This window comes from Amycolatopsis sp. TRM77291, from assembly GCF_054166285.1.
In genome coordinates this window covers 596,776-614,610 of record NZ_JBSZHF010000001.1, presented here as the reverse complement: position 1 = coordinate 614,610, position 17,835 = coordinate 596,776, and the positions used below count along the sequence as shown (strand labels likewise).

General features: G+C 69.0%; 17 protein-coding genes and 1 tRNA gene. 9 read left to right on the top strand and 9 right to left on the bottom strand.

Annotated features, from left to right (window positions below; translation table 11 throughout):
* Position 1 precedes the first annotated feature (1 nt).
* Together aspA and ACXIZN_RS02885 are read left to right on the top strand one after the other, a co-directional pair.
* Positions 2-1,390: an aspartate ammonia-lyase gene (aspA, locus tag ACXIZN_RS02890; protein WP_457952419.1), complete on the top strand. Its 1,389-nt coding sequence runs from the start codon at positions 2-4 to the stop codon at positions 1,388-1,390.
* 146 nt (positions 1,391-1,536) lie between these two features.
* Positions 1,537-3,159 (top strand): CocE/NonD family hydrolase, encoded by a 1,623-nt coding sequence (locus ACXIZN_RS02885; RefSeq protein WP_457952417.1) that lies wholly within the window; start codon positions 1,537-1,539, stop codon positions 3,157-3,159.
* Between the two features lie 99 nt (positions 3,160-3,258).
* Here the strand turns inward: ACXIZN_RS02885 and ACXIZN_RS02880 are convergent, their stop codons facing one another.
* Positions 3,259-4,020 carry a metallophosphoesterase gene (locus ACXIZN_RS02880; protein ID WP_457952416.1) on the bottom strand — a complete coding sequence of 254 codons (762 nt, stop codon included), beginning with the start codon at positions 4,018-4,020 and terminating at the stop codon, positions 3,259-3,261.
* Between the two features lie 4 nt (positions 4,021-4,024).
* A complete protein-coding gene (locus tag ACXIZN_RS02875; protein ID WP_457952415.1) occupies positions 4,025-4,654 on the bottom strand; it encodes a GntR family transcriptional regulator in 630 nt (209 codons plus the stop codon).
* 46 nt (positions 4,655-4,700) lie between these two features.
* On the opposite strand from ACXIZN_RS02875, the gene ACXIZN_RS02870 reads away from it, so the two are divergent.
* The gene (locus tag ACXIZN_RS02870) at positions 4,701-5,879 is read left to right on the top strand and encodes an aminotransferase class V-fold PLP-dependent enzyme (RefSeq protein ID WP_457952413.1); all 1,179 of its coding nucleotides are present in this window, start codon (positions 4,701-4,703) and stop codon (positions 5,877-5,879) included.
* On the opposite strand, the gene ACXIZN_RS02865 is transcribed toward ACXIZN_RS02870, so the two are convergent.
* Positions 5,876-6,367: a DUF1453 domain-containing protein gene (locus ACXIZN_RS02865; protein ID WP_457952411.1), complete on the bottom strand. Its 492-nt coding sequence runs from the start codon at positions 6,365-6,367 to the stop codon at positions 5,876-5,878. The two genes, ACXIZN_RS02870 and ACXIZN_RS02865, sit on opposite strands and share 4 nt — an antisense overlap.
* A 65-nt stretch (positions 6,368-6,432) precedes the next feature.
* On the opposite strand from ACXIZN_RS02865, the gene ACXIZN_RS02860 reads away from it, so the two are divergent.
* The 3 genes from ACXIZN_RS02860 to ACXIZN_RS02850 are packed head-to-tail and all read left to right on the top strand — an operon-like array spanning position 6,433 to position 8,995.
* Complete coding sequence (locus ACXIZN_RS02860) at positions 6,433-7,041, top strand: TetR family transcriptional regulator C-terminal domain-containing protein (RefSeq protein ID WP_457952410.1); 609 nt, start codon at positions 6,433-6,435, stop codon at positions 7,039-7,041.
* Positions 7,038-8,534 (top strand): AMP-binding protein, encoded by a 1,497-nt coding sequence (locus ACXIZN_RS02855; RefSeq protein WP_457952409.1) that lies wholly within the window; start codon positions 7,038-7,040, stop codon positions 8,532-8,534. Before ACXIZN_RS02860 ends, ACXIZN_RS02855 begins: the two co-directional genes overlap by 4 nt.
* Positions 8,535-8,575: 41 nt before the next feature.
* Positions 8,576-8,995, top strand: coding sequence for a cupin domain-containing protein (locus ACXIZN_RS02850; protein ID WP_457952407.1), 420 nt, complete (start codon positions 8,576-8,578; stop codon positions 8,993-8,995).
* Here the strand turns inward: ACXIZN_RS02850 and ACXIZN_RS02845 are convergent.
* Positions 8,992-9,510, bottom strand: coding sequence for a MarR family winged helix-turn-helix transcriptional regulator (locus ACXIZN_RS02845; RefSeq protein ID WP_457952405.1), 519 nt, complete (start codon positions 9,508-9,510; stop codon positions 8,992-8,994). The genes ACXIZN_RS02850 and ACXIZN_RS02845 overlap by 4 nt on opposite strands.
* Positions 9,511-9,524: 14 nt before the next feature.
* On the opposite strand from ACXIZN_RS02845, the gene ACXIZN_RS02840 reads away from it, so the two are divergent.
* Positions 9,525-10,028, top strand: a complete 504-nt coding sequence (locus tag ACXIZN_RS02840; protein ID WP_457952403.1) for a carboxymuconolactone decarboxylase family protein — start codon at positions 9,525-9,527, stop codon at positions 10,026-10,028.
* A 287-nt stretch (positions 10,029-10,315) separates the two neighbouring features.
* Here the strand turns inward: ACXIZN_RS02840 and ACXIZN_RS02835 are convergent, their stop codons facing one another.
* The 4 genes from ACXIZN_RS02835 to ACXIZN_RS02820 all read right to left on the bottom strand — a co-directional run bounded on the left by ACXIZN_RS02835 (position 10,316) and on the right by ACXIZN_RS02820 (position 12,397).
* Complete coding sequence (locus ACXIZN_RS02835) at positions 10,316-11,269, bottom strand: GNAT family N-acetyltransferase (RefSeq protein ID WP_457952402.1); 954 nt, start codon at positions 11,267-11,269, stop codon at positions 10,316-10,318.
* 47 nt (positions 11,270-11,316) lie between these two features.
* Positions 11,317-11,388, bottom strand: a tRNA-Val gene (locus tag ACXIZN_RS02830).
* 39 nt (positions 11,389-11,427) lie between these two features.
* Positions 11,428-11,889 carry a peroxiredoxin gene (locus ACXIZN_RS02825; RefSeq protein ID WP_037342406.1) on the bottom strand — a complete coding sequence of 154 codons (462 nt, stop codon included), beginning with the start codon at positions 11,887-11,889 and terminating at the stop codon, positions 11,428-11,430.
* 76 nt (positions 11,890-11,965) lie between these two features.
* On the bottom strand, positions 11,966-12,397 hold the full coding sequence (locus tag ACXIZN_RS02820) for a DUF3052 domain-containing protein (RefSeq protein WP_034311133.1): 432 nt from the start codon (positions 12,395-12,397) through the stop codon (positions 11,966-11,968).
* Positions 12,398-12,799: 402 nt separating this feature from the next.
* On the opposite strand from ACXIZN_RS02820, the gene aceE reads away from it, so the two are divergent.
* A complete protein-coding gene (aceE, locus tag ACXIZN_RS02815) occupies positions 12,800-15,595 on the top strand; it encodes a pyruvate dehydrogenase (acetyl-transferring), homodimeric type (RefSeq protein ID WP_457952400.1) in 2,796 nt (931 codons plus the stop codon).
* A gap of 116 nt (positions 15,596-15,711) precedes the next feature.
* Positions 15,712-16,923: an alpha-hydroxy acid oxidase gene (locus ACXIZN_RS02810; RefSeq protein WP_457952399.1), complete on the top strand. Its 1,212-nt coding sequence runs from the start codon at positions 15,712-15,714 to the stop codon at positions 16,921-16,923.
* A gap of 73 nt (positions 16,924-16,996) precedes the next feature.
* On the opposite strand, the gene ACXIZN_RS02805 is transcribed toward ACXIZN_RS02810, so the two are convergent.
* Entirely contained in the window at positions 16,997-17,638 is a 642-nt protein-coding gene (locus tag ACXIZN_RS02805) for a nicotinamide mononucleotide transporter family protein (protein ID WP_457952397.1), read from the bottom strand.
* Between the last annotated feature and the right edge of the window lie 197 nt (positions 17,639-17,835).

The window sequence follows — 17,835 nt, the reverse complement described above, 5'->3', positions numbered from 1 at the left end:
GATGCACCGCGTGGAACACGATCTGCTGGGGGACAAGGAAGTCCCGGCCGACGCCTATTGGGGTGTGCACACCGCGCGCGCCAGGGAGAACTTCCCCATCACCGGCACCGCGATCTCCACGTATCCGCATCTGATCGAGGCACTCGCCTCGGTCAAGGAGGCCGCGGCCGGCGCCAACGCCGATCTGGGGTTGCTGGAACCGGACGTCGCCGACGCGATCCGCCGGGCGTGCCGCGAGATCCGCGAAGGCGCGCTGCACGACCAGTTCGTCGTCGACGTCATCCAGGGCGGCGCGGGCACCTCGACGAACATGAACGCCAACGAGGTGATCGCGAACCGCGCGCTCGAACTGCTCGGGCACGAGAAGGGCGACTACGCCCGCGTGCACCCGAACGAGCACGTGAATCTCGGGCAGTCGACCAACGACGCGTACCCGACCGCGGTCAACGTCGCGACGATCATCGCCGTCCGCGAACTGGCCGAGGCGATGGTCGTGCTGGAGCGGGCGTTCGCGGCCAAGGCCGTCGAGTTCCACGATCTGCTGAAGATGGGCCGCACGCAGTTGCAGGACGCCGTCCCGATGACACTGGGGCAGGAATTCGGCACCTACGCGGTCATGCTCGGCGAAGACCGGCTTCGGCTCACCGAAGCGGTGACGCTGCTGCACGAGATCAACCTCGGCGCGACCGCGATCGGCACCGGGCTCAACGCCGCGCCCGGATACGCCGAAGCCGCCGTCGCGCGTCTGCGCGAGATCACCGGGCTGCCCGTCGTGTCGGCGGCGGACCTGGTGGAGGCGACACAGGACTGCGGCGCGTTCGTGCACCTTTCCGGTGTGCTCAAGCGGATCGCGGTGAAACTCTCCAAGAGCTGCAACGATCTGCGGCTGCTTTCGTCAGGGCCGCGGGCCGGGCTCAACGAGATCAACCTGCCGCCGGTGCAGGCGGGGTCGTCGATCATGCCCGGCAAGATCAACCCGGTGATCCCCGAGGTGGTCAACCAGGTCGCGTTCGAGGTCATCGGCAACGACGTCGCCGTCACGATGGCGGCCGAAGCCGGACAGTTGCAGCTCAACGCGTTCGAGCCGCTGATCCTGCATTCGCTTTCCGAGAGCATCACGCATCTGCGGTCGGCTTGCCTCGTGCTGGCGGAGCGGTGCGTCTCCGGGATCACCGCGAACGCGGACGTGATGCGGGGCTACGTCGAGAATTCGATCGGCCTGGTGACCGCGCTGAACCCGAGGATCGGGTACGCGGCGGCGACCGAGATCGCCAAGGAGGCGCTCGAGACCGGGCGCGGAGTGGCGGAACTCGTCGTCGAGAAGGGGCTTCTGCCCGCCGAAGAACTGGCGAAACTGCTGAAGCCGGAGACACTCGCCCGGCTTTCCTGAGACCCGCGGGGCGGTACCGGGCGGTCCGCCCCGCGCCAGTGTCACGAAAGTGGCTTTCCGGACAATTCCCGTCCTGAAAGCCACTTTCGTGACGTACGGGTACCGTCGTAAGCGGAAGGTGATCCTCCGCACGAAAGGCGGCCAGTGTGCTCGACCGACTCCTCGACCGGTACCTCGGCCTCCCGCCCGCCGAAGGGCCTGCCCCCAGGGTGACCAAGGCGATCCCAGTGCCGATGCCCGACGGCGTCCGGCTGCTGGCGGATCGCTACGCCGTCCCGGGCGACGAGCCGCGGCCGGTGGTGCTGATCCGCACGCCGTACGGCCGCAAGGGTGTGATGGGCAAGATCTTCGGCGAGACGTTCGCGCGGCACGGGTTGCAGACGGTCCTCCAGAGCACCCGCGGAACCTTCGGCTCTGGCGGTGAGTTCCGGCCGTTCCACCTGGAGAAGGAGGACGGCCTCGCCACCGTCGCCTGGCTGCGCGAGCAGCCATGGTGTGACGGCCGGGTCGCGATGGCGGGCGCGAGCTACCTCGGCCACACGCAGTGGGCCGTCGCCCCGTACCTCGACGAGCCGCTCGAAGCGCTGTGCCTCGGTGTCACCGCGTCGGAATTCGTCTCGACGTTCTATCCCGGCGGGATCCTCGCGGTCGACAACATGGTCTCGTGGTCGGCGCTGATCGGCCGCCAGGAGGGCCGGTTCGCCGGCCTGCCGAATCCCTGGCAGACGAAGAAGACCCGCCGCGCCATGGCATATCTGCCGGTTTCCGGCGCCGACGTCGCGGCCATCGGCAAGCAGGTGCGGTTCCTGCAGGACGTCTCCTCGCACGCCGAACCCGGCGACGACTTCTGGGCGCCGTCGGATCACAGTGCCGGGGTCGCCGCGCTGGAGACCCCCGTGTCCATGGTCACCGGCTGGTACGACCTGTTCATCTCCGCCCAGCTGCGCGATTTCAAGGAGCTCGCAGCGGCCGGGCGCGCACCGCGGATCACCATCGGGCCGTGGGCGCACGGCGAGCCCGCGAGCATGAAGACCCTGATCACCGACCAGATCGGCTTCCTCTCCGCCCACCTCCTCGGTGATCGCGCGCCGCTGAGGCAGTCGCCCGTGCGCCTGTACCTCCAGGGCTCCGGACGCTGGCTGGACTTCGAAAGCTGGCCGCCGGAGTCCGCCGCCACCCCGTACTTCCTGCGTCCCGGCGGGCTTTCCACCGCGGGACCCGTCGAGTCGGAACCGGGCACGTTCACCTTCGACCCGGCCAATCCGACGCCGACCGTCGGCGGCCCGCTGCTGTCGGGCGTGCAGAAACAACAGGACAACAAGGTCGTCGAACAGCGGCCGGACGTGCTGCTCTTCACCGGTGACTTGCTGGAGCGCGATCTCGACGTCATCGGCGAGGTCTCCGCGCTGGTGCATGTGCGGACGGGCCTCGGGCACGGCGACGTCTTCGTACGGCTGTGCGATGTGGACCGTCGCGGTGTCTCCCGCAACGTCACCGACGGCATCCTCCGCCTGCGGCCCGGCGCGCCGGAGTCCGATGTGGACGGTGTGGTCGCCGCCGAGGTCTCGCTCGACCCGACGGCGTACCGGTTCCGGCGCGGGCACCGCCTGCGGGTGCAGGTCGCGGGCGGCGCGTTCCCGCGCTTCGCCCGCAACCACGGCACCGGCGAGCCGGTGCACAGCGCGGTGGACGGGAAACGCGCGCGGTTCGAGATCTTCCACGACCCCGCGCGGCCGTCCCGGATCACGCTGCCGGTGTTCGCGGGCTGAGGAGGGGCGGTGGCTCCGGCGTGTCGCGAAAGCCACTTTCGGGACGTCTGGTGTCCCGAAAGTGGCTTTCGCGACACGGCCACCTCACCTGACTCCTCGTCAGGCCGGCACGACCCGCTGGTGCGTGGTCAGCCTGCCGTCGTCGTGCAGCACGTGGAAAAGCAGCGACGGCGGCAGGTCGTAGTCGACCGGGCCGCCCTCGCCCCAGGACCTCAGCCCGTTCTCCTCCCACGGGAACAGGATGCTCGACCCGACCGACGGCGCCGACCGCAGCGGCACCCCCGCGAACGTCGTCGACGCCGCTGCGTGGACGTGCCCGCAGAGCAGGGCGACCACGCGCGGGTGGCGCGCCAGCACCTCGGCCAGCTTTTCCTCACCGAACTGGCGCATCGCGTCCACCAACGGCAGCCCGAGCGCGACCGGCGGATGATGGAAGGCGATGAAGGCCGGGCCGTCCCCGTCGCCGAGCACGGCGTCCAGCCAGGCCATGGTCTCGTCGTCGAACTGCCCGTCGGGTTTGCCGGGGATGGTCGAATCGGCCATGACGAACGTGACGTCGCCGACGGTGTGCACCGCGTTGACCGGGGCGTCGTCCGGCGCCTGGCCGAGCAGCCCTTCGCGGAACGGGCCGCGCTTGTCGTGGTTGCCGGGGCAGACGAAGAGCGGGACGTCGGTCTTGAAGAGCTCGGCCGCGCGCCCGTATTCCTCCAGGGTGCCATGATCGGTGATGTCGCCGGTCACGAGGATCGCGTCGACCGGGGTCGCCAGGCTTTCCAGGTACCGCATGACCCGTGCGGTGCGTTCGTCGGCGCGCTCCCCGCCGTCGAGATGGTTGTCGCTCAGATGTGCCGTCACGAACATCGTGTCACCCCATGTCTTCCAGATATGCCAACGTTTTCACCCAGTTCCGCACGAGCAGCTCCGCCGCCGTCGCGAGATCGGAGACGCGGATCGCCTCGGCGATCCGGTGGTGTTCGCCGATACTCTCCCTGGCGCGTTCGACGCCACCGAAATAACGCGCGTCGTAGCGTTTCAGCAGTGGCTTCGTTTGCTCAAGCAGGCGCAGGAGATGCGGATTCGTGCAGCGCGAGACGAGCAGCGCGTGCCAACGGTCGTCCAAAGTAGACAAATCGCCCTGCCGCGCGAGTTCCGCGGTCATCTCGGCGGCGATCCGGTCCAGTCCGCCGGTGAGCCCGGCGAGGTCCTGCGGCGAGCTCCAGCGCAACGCGAGCGACTCGAGCTCCGCGACCAGCGGGTACAGCTGCCGGGCCTCGTCCGGATCGAACGGCGGCACGAGGAAACCCCGGTTCGGCGCCGAGACGAGCAGGCCGCGGTCGGCCAGCCCGATCAGCGCCTCGCGCAACGGGGTCCGGCTGACGCCCAGTTCGCGGGCGAGGTGCACCTCGTTGATGCGGCTGTCCGCGGCGATCCGGCCGTCGAGCACGCGGGCGGTGATCTCCTCCGCGAGGTCGCGCCGGAGCAGGTTCCTCGTCATCGGCGCAGTATTGCATGCAATTCAGCCATACTGTATTCAGTTAGGCATGACGGACTTCGATGTGGACCGCGCCCGTGCCGAGACACCGGGCTGCGCGGAGGTGGTCCACCTGAACAACGCCGGCTCGTCGCTGCCGCCCGCACGGGTGACCGACACCGTCGTCGGCTACCTGCGGGAAGAAGCCCTGATCGGCGGATACGAGCAGGCCGCGGCGACGGTGGAGCGGATGAACGGCGTCTACGCCTCGGCCGCGCGCCTCGTCGGCGCGGATCCCGAAGACATCGCCCTGACCGACAACGCGACCCGCTCCTGGCAGGCGGTCTTCTACGCGCTGCCGTTCGCCGCGGGAGACCGGATCCTGACGGCGAAATCCGAGTACGCGAGCAACGTCATCTCGTTCCTGCAGATCGCGAAGCGCACCGGTGCCGTCGTCGAAGTGGTCGAGAACGACGAGTCCGGGCAGCTGGACGTCGAGGACCTCAAGCGCCGTGTCGACGGCGACGTCAAGCTGATCGCCGTCTCCCACGTGCCGACCCAGGGCGGGCTGGTGAACCCCGCCGAAGAGATCGGCGCGGTCGCGCGCGAGGCCGGGATCCCGTTCCTGCTGGACGCGTGCCAGAGCGCCGGCCAGATCGACCTCGACGTCGCGCGCCTCAATTGCGACGCCCTCAGCGTCACCGGCCGCAAGTACCTGCGCGGGCCGCGGGGCACCGGGTTCCTCTACGCGCACCCGCGGCTGCGCGAGCGCCTCGAGCCCGCGATGCTCGACCTTCACTCGGCGGCGTGGACCGCGCCCGAAACCTACGAAGTCGATCCGACGGCGAAGATGTTCGAGGTCTGGGAGCGCGATCACGCCGCCCTGCACGGTCTCGGCGCGGCGATCGACTACGCCCTCGAATGGGGTATGCCCGCCATCGAAGCCCGGGTCGCCGCGCTCGCGGCGAAACTGCGCGACGCGCTGCGCGAGATCCCCGGCGTCCACGTCCACGACCAGGGCGCGCGGCAGTGCGGGATCGTCACGTTCAGTGTGGCGAAAACACCGTCGCAGGAAGTGAAGCGGCGCATGGCGGCGGCGAAGATCAACGTCAGCGTCACGGAAGCGACGTCCGCCCAATTCGACTTCGTCGCCCGCGGCTTGCCGCCGCTGGTCCGGTCTTCGGTGCACTACTTCAACACCGAAGACGACATCGCCCTCCTCGTCGGCGAAGTCGGGAAACTCGCCTAGCGGCGCGAAAGCAGCGACTCGGACGGCGGGGCGTACGGCAGCCCCGTCGTTTTCGCGCGCCTGCCGAGCACCAACGCCTCCCCCAGCAGGCTGACGCCGATCGACAACGTCACCGGCCGCGCGTCGGGATGCGCCCCGGCCATCGTGGCCAGGAAGCCGATGCCGAAGTTCACCACGAGCGACAGTACCCAGACCCCGAACGTCCAGCCGGTGTAGCGCAGCCACAGCACGCCGTCGCGCTCGAACAGTTTCGTGGTGGCGGCGCGCACCGCGCCGAGGCCACATCCGACGGCGGACCCCAGCACGAGCCAGGCGCCGTCCGTGAAGGTGAGGTTTTCCAGCTTGGACAGGCCGTAGACCCCGATCGCGAGCAGCACCACGGGTGCCCCGAACACCTCCCGGGCGACCAGCGGCTCCCCGCGCAGCCTGCGCACGACGATCACGACCACCACCGCGACGACCAGTGCGATCAGCAACCAGGTCCTCATCGATTCTCCCCCTTTGTAGCACGGCTGTGCCAAATAAAATAGCAAGGTCGTGCTATAAAGGCAACATGCCCAAGATCGTCGATCCAGGCGCCCGGCGCCTGGAGATAGCCGAAGCCGTCTTCCGGGTGATCCAGCGCGACGGTCTCGCACAGGCGTCGCTCCGGAGCGTGGCCGAGGAGGCCGGTCTCGCGATCGGTTCGGTGCGGCACTACTTCCGCGGCCACGACGAGCTGATCGTGTTCGCCATGCGGTCGCTCCGCGACCGGCTCGAGGCGAGGCTGCTGGGGCATCTCCCCGATCTTCTCGACCCTGCGACCCCGCGCTCGCGGCGGCGGGAGATCACCGAAGAACTGCTCGGCGAACTGCTCCCGCTCACCGAGCAGACCAGGGCCGAAACCGACGTCTGGCTGGCGTTCTCGGCCGCCGCGAAGAACCGCCCGGACCTCGCCGAGGAGGCCGTCCGCATGTACGAGGGGGTCCGCGCCCTCGTCCGGCGGGTGCTCGACGGCGCGAACGAAGCGGGCGGCCTCCTCGACGGTCTCGACCTGGCCGTGGAGACCGAGCGGCTGGCCGCGCTGCTGGACGGGCTCGCGTTGTCGACGGGACGGACGTCGCCGGAGCTGATGCGTACGGTGCTCAGGCGGCATCTGGAAAGCCTGCGGTGCCCGGAATGAGCACGTTCTACGAGATCGCCGCCCACGATCCCGGCCGCGTCGCGGTGATCGACGTCGACGGGCGCGAGACCACCTTCGGCGAGCTGTCGGCGCGCGCGAATCAGCTGACCCACGCCTTGCGCGCCCTCGGCCTCGGCGAAGGCGACGGCGTCGTCGCGATCATCCACAATGGACTCGCCTACTACGAGCTCCTGCTGGCGACCTTGCAGGCGGGGATGTACTTCACCCCGGTCAACCACCGGTCCTCACCGGGCGAGATCGCCTACATCGCGGCCAACAGCGGCGCCAAGGTCGCCGTCGCGGACGCGGACATCGCCACCACGTGCACCGCGGAACTGGCGGGCCTGCACAGGTTTTCGCGCGGAGAGACACCCGGATGGGCGGACTATTCGGCCTGGGGCGCGGATCAGCCCGCCACAGCGCCGGAGCACCGGACCGCGGGCCAGACGATGCTCTACACCTCCGGGACCACGGGGCGCCCCAAAGGCGTCCGGCGCGCACTGTCCGGGCGGCCGCCCGCGCTGCACCCGATCCACGCGAACGTCCTCGAACGCCTGGACGTCCGGCCGGGGCACGGCGTGCACCTCGTCGCCTGCCCGCTCTACCACGCGGCGCCGGGCATGTTCTCGACCGCGATCCTGCATCTCGGGCACACGCTCGTGCTGATGGAACGGTTCGACGCCGAGGAAACGCTGCGGCTCACCGAAAAGCACCGGGTGACGAGCACGCATCTGGTACCGACGATGTTCCACCGCATGCTGCGGCTGCCCGAGGACGTCCGCGCGCGGTACGACCTGTCGAGCCTGACCTCGGTCGTCCACGGCGCCGCGCCCTGCCCGAAGGAGGTCAAGGAGCGGATGCTCACCTGGCTCGGACCGGTGGTCCACGAGTACTACGGCGCGTCCGAGGGCCTGATCACGGCCGTGCACGCGCGCGATTGGCTCGCCGAGCCGGGTACCGTCGGCACGCCGCTGGACGGCGTGCGGGTCAAGGTGCTCGACGACGACGGCGCGGAAGTCGCCGCCGGCGAGACCGGGACGCTCTACTTCAGTTCCGCGCATACGAAATTCGACTATCACGACGATCCGGGCAAGACCGCCGCCGCGCGTTCCGGCGAATTCGTCACCGTCGGGGACGTCGGCCATCTCGACGCCGCGGGGCGGGTGTTCCTGTGCGACCGGCGGACGGATCTCATCCTTTCCGGCGGCGTGAACATCTACCCGGCCGAGATCGAGGCGCGGCTGCTGGGCCATCCCGACGTCGCCGACGTCGCGGTGATCGGGGAACCGGATCCCGAGTGGGGACAACGGGTCGTCGCGGTCGTCCAACCGGCCGAGGGGATCGCCGGGGACGCCGCGCTGGCGAAGCGGCTCGAGGAGCACTGCCGAGCCGAGCTCGCCGGGTTCAAGACGCCGCGCCGGTTCGATTTCCGCGAGCGGCTGCCGCGGACCGAGAGCGGCAAGATGCTGCGGCGGACGCTTCGGGCGGAATGAACGGCCCTTTCGGGCAGTGCCCATCGCGGTACGGTTCGCTCATGCGCCTGCGGTCCGTGACCACACTGCTCACCACCCTCGCTCTCGCCCTGGCCGTACCCGCGACGGCCGAGGCGACGCCCGGATCCGGCGTGACCGGGACGGTCTTCCACCAGAAGACGGTCGGGGACACCGATTACGTGCTGCGCGAGGTCGTCATCCAGCCCGGCGGCTACACCGGCTGGCACTACCACGACGGCACACTGCACGCGTACGTCAAGACCGGCACGCTCACGCACAACTCGGCCGATTGCGGGCTCGACGGCTTGTACCGCAAGGGCGCCGTCTTCACCGAGCCGAGTGACACCGTCCACATCGGACGGAACCTCGGGACGACGCCGGTGGTGCTGGAGGTGCTCTACGTGCTGCCGCACGGGAGCCCGCTTTCGCAGGACGCGCCGAACCCCGGCTGTCCGTTCTAGGCGCCGAACCAGCCCGCGACGTCCAGCCGGAAGCCGTCCGCGGGCGCCATCGTGCGGAGGTCCGTTTCGAGCGCGCGGACCCTTTCGACGCCCAGCGTGGCGGCCCACTCCTTGCGCAGCTCGTCGAAGATCGCCGCCGTCCGGCCGAGCGAGTCGAACCCCCGGCCGGTGAGCCGCACGACCTTGCGCCGCGCGTCGGCCGGGTCGTCGACGCGCGCGACGTAGCCGAGCTGCTCCAGCTTGTCGACGGTCTTGCCCGCCGCCTGCTTGCTGACGCCGAGCCGCCGCCCGATCTCGCTCGCCGTCGCGCCCTCGCGGCCGATCGCCTGCATGGCGAAGCCGTACGCCGGGCGGACGTCGGGATGCCCCTGTGCGGCCAGTTCGGCGTGCATCCGGTCGATGATCGAGCGGAAGCCCGCGAACAGCAGGAGCGGCAGCTCGAAGCCGGGCGGATCGGAATCGCGCTTGTCAGTATCGACAACTTGGTTTACCTTTTCGTCAACCACGTTGACCATCTTAAGGGGAGCCCTTGTTCACCGACCACACCGTCGAAACCGCGCCCGAAGCCTCGCGTCGTGCGATGGAGGCGACCATCCGGAAGTTCGGCCACCTCCCTGCCGCCGTCGCCCGGCAGGCGTCGTCACCCGAACTGCTCGACGGGTTCCTGAAGCTGAGCGCGAGCTTCGAGCGGACGACGCTCGAACCCCTCGCGCGGGAGACCGTCGTGATGACCGTGGCGACCCGCAACGGCTGCGGGGTGTGCGTCGAGATCCACACCGGCAAGCTGAAGGGTCTCCACGCGGACGACGACGTCATCGCGGCGCTTCGCTCGCAGCAGCCCGTTCCCGACGAGCGGCTGGAAGCCGTCCGGCAGTTCACGCTCGCGGTACTCGAAACCGCCGGCGGCGTCGACGACGAGACACTGCGGATCTTCTTCGGGCACGGATACACCGAACGGAACGCCCTCGAAGTCGTCATGGGCATCGGGGCCTACACGATGTCGACCCTGGCGAACAGGCTCATCCGCGCCTAGTCGCTCTGCGTGATCGCCCCTCGCGGCACGGATCACTCCAATGGCCGCCGATCTTGATGTATCTGGGCAGTCCCGACCGCCTCTTCTCTTGTGTAGCCGAAAGTTCGCCACCCGCGGCGCGGCGCACACCGGCGGTCTGGCCTGCCGAGGGGGCAGACCAGACCGCCGAAACCGAAAACGTTCCACAGGTGTTGGGGGTGCGTGAAGGCCCTCTTCCCTCGGCTCGGTCGAGGGAAGAGGGCCTTCACGTGTCTCGGCCGCATTCAGTCGACTAAATGCGTGAGGTGTCAGACCTCGAGCGCCCAGCGCACGTAGCGCATGGCCGGCGCGAAGCCCGCTTTCTCGAAAACCCCGAACGCGCCCGAAGGATCCGCCGAGTCCACGTTCGAACTCGCGCGGTCGTACCCCTGCTCGGTGGCGGCCCGCAGCGCGTGCCTCATCAGCGCGATCGCGACCCCCCGCCGCCGGTACCCGCGAAGCGTCCCGATCGCCATGAAGTGCGCGTCGCGGACGCCGGTGGCCTCCGTGTCGGCGTCCCAGCACATGGTCACCAACATCCCCACCGCGGAGCCCGCCGCACGCAGCAGGAAGCTGACCTCGGGCCGAAAGGTCTGGTTGGTGATCTTGTTCCGCCAGAGCTCGGCGGGCATCGGCACGGCGCCCCAGTAGTCCCGGTACGCCTCGTTTCGGACCGCCCGGAAGTCCTCGTCGTTCCGCTCCGACCACGGCTCGATTCGGAAACCTTCAGGGAGCACCGGACCAGCAGCAACGCCAAGCGAGTGCTCCATGCGCTGGAAGTAGCGCACCGGCACGAAACCTCGGGAGCTAACGAGCTCGGCCAGGCCCGCGATGCGCTCAGGCCGGTTGACGTCGACCACGAGCTTCGCGGACGGGTGATGCAGCGCGTGCACCACCTTCGCCGCCGCCACACCCGCGTCGACGAGCGTGGCGCCGATCCCCCGACGGCGATACCCGGGATGGACTCCACCGTCGAGGAAGACCCGATGGACCTCGTCCGCGGACGGCTTGAACCGGATCTTCATGTAGCCGGCCATCACGTCGCCGTCGAAGGCGGCGAGACTCGCCCGCTCGAGATCCGCGTACGGGTCGATCAGCTCCTGGAGGGTGTCCTCCGCCGTGTAGTTCTCGCCGATCTCGTCGGCGGTCTCCATGGCGTTGAGGAGGTCGGCCGACGCCTCGGCGTCCTCGGGCCGCAGTGGCCGCCACGTGAGGTCGTGCATGCGGCCGAAGGTAGCCCGCGCGGGCAGGGCTGTCGCCGGGTTTTCGGTGGGCGCAGTAGGGATCGAACCTACGACCGCTCGGGTGTAAACCGAGTGCTCTCCCGCTGAGCTATGCGCCCGGGAGGTGACACCCGCGCACGGGTGCCACCGGTGAAGACTCAGGCCAGCGAGGCCACGGCCTTCTTCCAAGCCTGCTGGTCGCGCGCCTCGCCGGGCTGGTTGACCTCGGCGAACCGCACGACGCCGTCCTTGTCGATCAGGAAGGTGCCGCGGGTGGCCAGACCGGCCGCCTCGTTGAAGACGCCGTAGGCCTTCGCGACCTCACCGTGCGGCCAGAAGTCCGAAAGCAGCGGGAACTGGTAACCCTCCTGCTCGGCCCACGCCTTGAGCGAGAACGGGGTGTCCACGGACACACCGATGACCTGGACGCCCTGGCCGTCGTAGTCCGCGAACTCGTCGCGGAGCTGGCACAGCTCGCCGGTGCAGATGCCGCTGAACGCGAACGGGTAGAACACGAGCAAGACCGGCTTCTCGCCCTTGAAGGACGACAGCGTCACGGACTGCTTGTTGTAGTCGTTGAGCGTGAAGTCCGGGGCTTGCGATCCGACCTCGACGGCCATACCGGCGGTTTCCTCTCAAGAGCGAACAGGGGCCTGCGACGACAACCCTATCGTGTCGATCGCGCGCCCGGAGAGGTCACCGCTTGGTCTTGGACGACTTCGGCGAAACCAGCCGCGTGCCCGCCCATTTGGGACCGGCGCTGATGTTGGCCGTCTGCGCCAGCCCGACCTGCGGCACCGCCTCGGCGATCTCACTGGGCTCGACATGCCCGGGCTGGCCCGTCTTCGGGGTCAGCACCCAGATCACGCCGTTCTCGTTCAGGGGAGTCCGGACCTCGATCAGCGTGTCACCGAGATCACCGTCGTCCTCGCGCCACCACAGCAGCACCACGTCGATGACCTCGTCGGCGTCCTCGTCGAGGATGTCGCCGCCGATCTGTTCCTCGATCGCCGCACGAAGGTCGTCGTCGACGTCCTCGTCCCAGCCGATCTCCTGGACCACCATGTCCGGCTTGATCCCGAGCCTTTCGGCGACGCTGCTCTGATCAGCGTCTCCCGCGGCGACCACTGCTGTCACTCCTCCAACTACGACGGAGCGTGGTGTCGCGTCGGCCGGATCGGCCGGGCGGGCACCACACTCGGGTACACGATGCCCGTTAGCGAACACTGGTGAAGCGTTCCGCGCAACCGTCCACACCGGATCTTGAACAACTCGTGTCGCGGCGTACGGACATTCGGCCCACTCCCACGGGGCCAATCCGGGCGCGCCTGGGCACCTCCGAACGCCCTGCTTTAGGGTGGGAGAGAAAACGCGCGCGCGAGTACAGGCGCGTGCGAGGCGTGTCGCAATCGGGTCCGCGAACGTTACCGATCAGTAGCGGTGACGCGAACGGAACCGGAGGACGACGATGGAAGGCGAACACGCCCGCGTACGAGCACAACCAGCTACCACCTTTCGCAAGGAGACCCCTTGGCCCCGCAGAACGACGGCGCCTCCGGCAAGGAGACCCCGGCACGCGTCCGCGTCATCCGTGACGGATTGGCGGCGCACCTGCCCGACATCGACCCGGAGGAGACCGCCGAATGGCTGGACTCCTTCGACGAGGCGCTGGCCAGGGGTGGTCAGCAGCGCGCCCGTTACCTGATGCTGCGCATCCTCGAGCGGGCCAGGGAACGCCACGTCGGCGTCCCGGCGCTGACGTCGACGGACTACGTCAACACCATCCCCACCGAGAACGAACCCTGGTTCCCCGGTGACGAGGAGATCGAGCGCCGCTATCGCGCCTACATCCGGTGGAACGCCGCGATCATGGTGCACCGCGCGCAGCGTCCCGGCGTCGGCGTCGGCGGGCACATCTCGACCTACGGCTCGTCCGCGGCGCTGTACGAAGTGGGCTTCAACCACTTCTTCCGCGGCAAGGACCACTCGGGCGGCGGCGACCAGATCTTCATCCAGGGGCACGCCTCCCCCGGTATCTACGCCCGCGCGTTCCTCGAGGGCAGGCTCACCGAGAACCAGCTGGACGGCTTCCGCCAGGAGTTCTCGCACGCCGGTGAGGGCGGCGGCCTGCCGTCGTACCCGCACCCGCGGCTGATGCCGGAGTTCTGGGAGAACCCGACCGTGTCCATGGGCCTCGGCCCGATGAACGCGATCTACCAGGCGCGCTTCAACCGCTACCTGCGCGATCGCGGTATCAAGGACACCAGCGACCAGCACGTCTGGGCGTTCCTCGGCGACGGCGAGATGGACGAGCCGGAATCGCGCGGCCTCATCCACGTGGCCGCCGGCGAGGGCCTCGACAACCTGACCTTCGTGATCAACTGCAACCTGCAGCGGCTCGACGGCCCAGTGCGCGGCAATGGCAAGATCATCCAGGAGCTGGAGTCGTACTTCCGCGGCGCCGGCTGGAACGTCATCAAGGTCATCTGGGGCCGCGAGTGGGACTCGCTGCTGCACGCGGACCGTGACGGCGCGCTGGTCAACCTGATGAACACCACGCCGGACGGCGACTTCCAGACCTACAAGGCCAACGACGGCGCCTTCGTCCGCGAGCACTTCTTCGGCCGCGACCCGCGGACCAAGGAACTGGTCAAGGACCTCACCGACGCCGACGTCTGGAACCTCAAGCGCGGCGGGCACGACTACCGCAAGGTCTACGCGGCCTACAAGTCGGCGCTGGAGCACCACGGCCAGCCGACGGTGATCCTGGCCCACACCATCAAGGGTTACGGCCTCGGCCCGTCCTTCGAGGGCCGCAACGCCACGCACCAGATGAAGAAGCTCACCCTCGACGACCTCAAGCTGTTCCGGGACGCCCAGCGCATCCCGATCAGCGACGAGGAGCTCGAGCGCGACCCGAAGCTGCCGCCGTACTACCACCCCGGCAAGGAATCGCCGGAGATCGAGTACATGATCGGCCGCCGGAAGGCGCTCGGCGGCTTCCTGCCGGAGCGCCGCCCGAAGGCCTCGAAGGCTCTCGTGCTGCCCGGCGACAAGGTCTACGAAGGCATCCGCAAGGGCTCGGGCAAGCAGGAGGTCGCCACGACGATGGCGTTCGTCCGGCTCGTCCGCGAGCTGGCGAAGGACTCCGAGATCGGCAAGCGGATCGTCCCGATCATCCCGGACGAGGCGCGCACCTTCGGTCTCGACTCGATGTTCCCGACGGCCAAGATCTACAACCCGCACGGCCAGACGTACACGTCGGTCGACGCGAGCCTGATGCTGGCCTACAAGGAGTCCGAAAAGGGCGTCATCCTGCACGAGGGCATCAACGAGGCGGGATCGACCGCGTCGTTCACCGCCGTCGGCACCTCGTACGCCACGCACGGCGAGCCGATGATCCCGATCTACATCTTCTACTCGATGTTCGGGTTCCAGCGGACCGGTGACGGCCTCTACGCGGCGGCGGACCAGATGGCCCGCGGGTTCGTGCTCGGCGCCACCGCCGGCCGCACCACGCTGACCGGTGAGGGCCTGCAGCACGCCGACGGGCACTCGCTGCTGCTGGCGGCGACCAACCCGGCCGTCGTGGCCTACGACGCGGCGTGGTCGTTCGAGATCGCCCACATCGTGCGGGACGGTCTACGCCGGATGTACGGCGAGACCGGGCCGGACGGCAACGGCGAGAACATCTTCTACTACATGACGATCTACAACGAGCCCTACCAGCAGCCCGCCGAGCCCGAGAACCTCGACGTCGACGGCCTGCTCAAGGGTCTCTACAAGTACGCCGACGCGCCGTCGGGCGAAGGCCCGGAGGCGCAGATCCTGGTCTCCGGTGTCACCATGCCGGACGCGCTCCGCGCCCAGCGGATGCTGGCCGAGGAGTGGGGCGTACGCGCGGCCGTGTGGTCGGCCACGTCGTGGACCGAGCTGCGGCGCGAGGCCGTCGAGGCGGATCACGACAACCTGCTCCACCCGGGCGACTCCCCGCGTGTGCCGTATGTCACGCAGAAGCTGTCGGGTGCGAACGGGCCGGTCGTCGCGGTTTCGGACTGGATGCGCGCCGTGCCGGACCTCATCCGCCCCTGGGTGCCGAACGACATGCTGACACTGGGCACCGACGGGTTCGGGTTCTCCGACACCCGCCCGGCCGCCCGGCGGAAGTTCCTGGTCGACGCCCAGTCGATCGTGGTCGGCACGCTGAGCGCGCTCGCCAAGCGCGGCGAGTTCGACCGGGCGAAGGTGGCCGAGGCGGCGCGCAAGTACCGCCTCGACGACGTCGCCGCCGCGGGTCCGCAGTTGTCGGATTCCGGCAGCGCCTGACGCTGAGATGAAGGGACCTTTCCTTGCGGATTTCGCAAGGAAAGGTCCCTTCATTGCATCCAGCGACAGAGGAGCTAGGGTGAGACATCGGATGTTTGCGGAAAGGGTGAGCGAGTGTGACCAAGCGTCGACTGCCGAAGCCGAGTGAGCTGAAGCAGATCCTGCGGCCGAAGCCGATCGTGCTCAACCCGACCGACCGGCGGCTGGCGGGCGCGCACACGATCGCCGACCTGCGGATGCTCGCCCGCAAGCGCACGCCGCGGGCGGCGTTCGACTACACCGACGGCGCCGCGGAACTGGAAGACAGCCTCCGTCGCGCCCGGCAAGCCTTCCGCAGCGTGGAATTCCACCCGAACGTCTTGCGCGGCGTGTCCGATGTGGACACCGGCAAGGAAATCCTCGGCAAGCGTTCGGAGCTGCCGTTCGCGTTCGCGCCGACCGGGTTCACCCGCATGATGAACCACGAGGGCGAGTCCGCGGTGGCCCGCGTCGCGCAGCGCAACGGCATCCCGATGGGGCTGTCGACGATGGCGACGACGTCGATCGAAGACCTCGCCGCGGCCGCCCCCGATGCCCGCAAGTGGTTCCAGCTCTATGTCTGGCGTGACCACAAGGCGGGTGAAGATCTGATGAATCGCGCCTGGGCCGCCGGCTTCGACACGCTCATGCTGACGGTGGACACCCCGGTCGCGGGTGCTCGGCTGCGTGACGTCCGCAACGGGCTGACCATCCCGCCCGCGCTCACCCTCAAGACCTTCGTCGACGGCGCGATGCACCCGGCGTGGTGGTTCAACCTGCTGACCACCGAGCCGCTGACCTTCGCGTCGTTGAGCCAGTTCGACGGCACGGTCGCCGAACTGCTCAACCAGCTCTTCGACCCGACCCTGAACTTCGACGACCTCGACTGGGTCCGCCAGACCTGGCCGGGCAAGCTCGTGGTGAAGGGGATCCAGAACGTCGACGACGCGCGTGACGTGGTCAAGCACGGCGCCGACGCGGTGCTGCTGTCCAACCACGGCGGCCGTCAGCTCGACCGCGCGCCGACGCCGATCGAACTGCTGCCCGCGGTGCTCGACGAGATCCAGGGCGACGCCGAGGTGTGGGTCGACACCGGCATCCTTTCCGGCGGCGACATCGTGGCCGCGATCGCGCGGGGCGCGGACGCGGTGCTCATCGGGCGCGCGTTCCTCTACGGCCTGATGGCCGGTGGCGAGCGCGGGGTTCAGCGGTGCGTGGACATCCTGCGCGCCGAGATGGTCCGGACGATGCAGCTGCTGGGCGTCCGCACCCTCGCCGACCTCAAGCCCTCCCACGCGACCATGCGCTGACCCCTGCGCGTTTCGTCCTCTGGATGCGGTGGTTCGTAAGACCAACTACCGCATCCAGAGGACGGAACGCGGGTCAGGCGGAGGCCGAAGTGACCGCGGCCGGAGCGGTGCGGACCTGCTTCGCGGTCCGGTTCCAGCTCCACCAGCCGTGCACGACCAGCCCGGCGAACACGATGTAGACCGCCGCGGAGAAGTACAGGCCCGAAGAGAGCTGAAGCGGGACGCCGATCGCGTCGACGACCAGCCACACCAGCCAGAACTCGACGAGTCCCGCGCCCTGCGCGGCGAAGGCGACCAGCGTGCCGACGAAGATCGCGGCGTCCGGCCACGGCGCCCACGAGGCGTTCAGCGCGTCGAGGACCAGCGCCATCGCGGTGGTGCCGATCGCGAACGCGCCGATCATCGCCAGCCGCTCGCCGAGCCTGCCCTTGCGGACGACGACGCCGTAGACCGGGTCGCTGCGGCGGGACCAGGCCCACCAGCCGTAGATCGAGATGGCGAGGATCGCGATCTGCCTGGTCGCGAGCCCGCCGAGATGCGCGGAGAGGTAGACCGAGAACAACAGCACCGTGGCGCCGACCTGCACCGGCCACGTCCACAACGTGCGGCGTTGCGCCAGGAAGACCACGGCCAGCGCGAAGATCTGCCCCGCCAGCTCGGCGAAGGAAATCCACTGCCCGAGCACCGTGACACCGTTGTGCAGCAAGAAGTCCACGTCCGCACCCCTCTCCGTCTACCGCTCCAACATGCTCCGTACCGACGCCATTCCCTAGGGAGTGTGAGGTGCGGAACAGACGGACGGCTCGAGAGACGCTCACCGGGACGCGAAAAGGGCCCTCCACCGCGTGTTCCGCGGCGACGGGCCCTTCGACTCCACGCGGGCCCGGTGCCTTCCTCGATCACCGGGCCCGC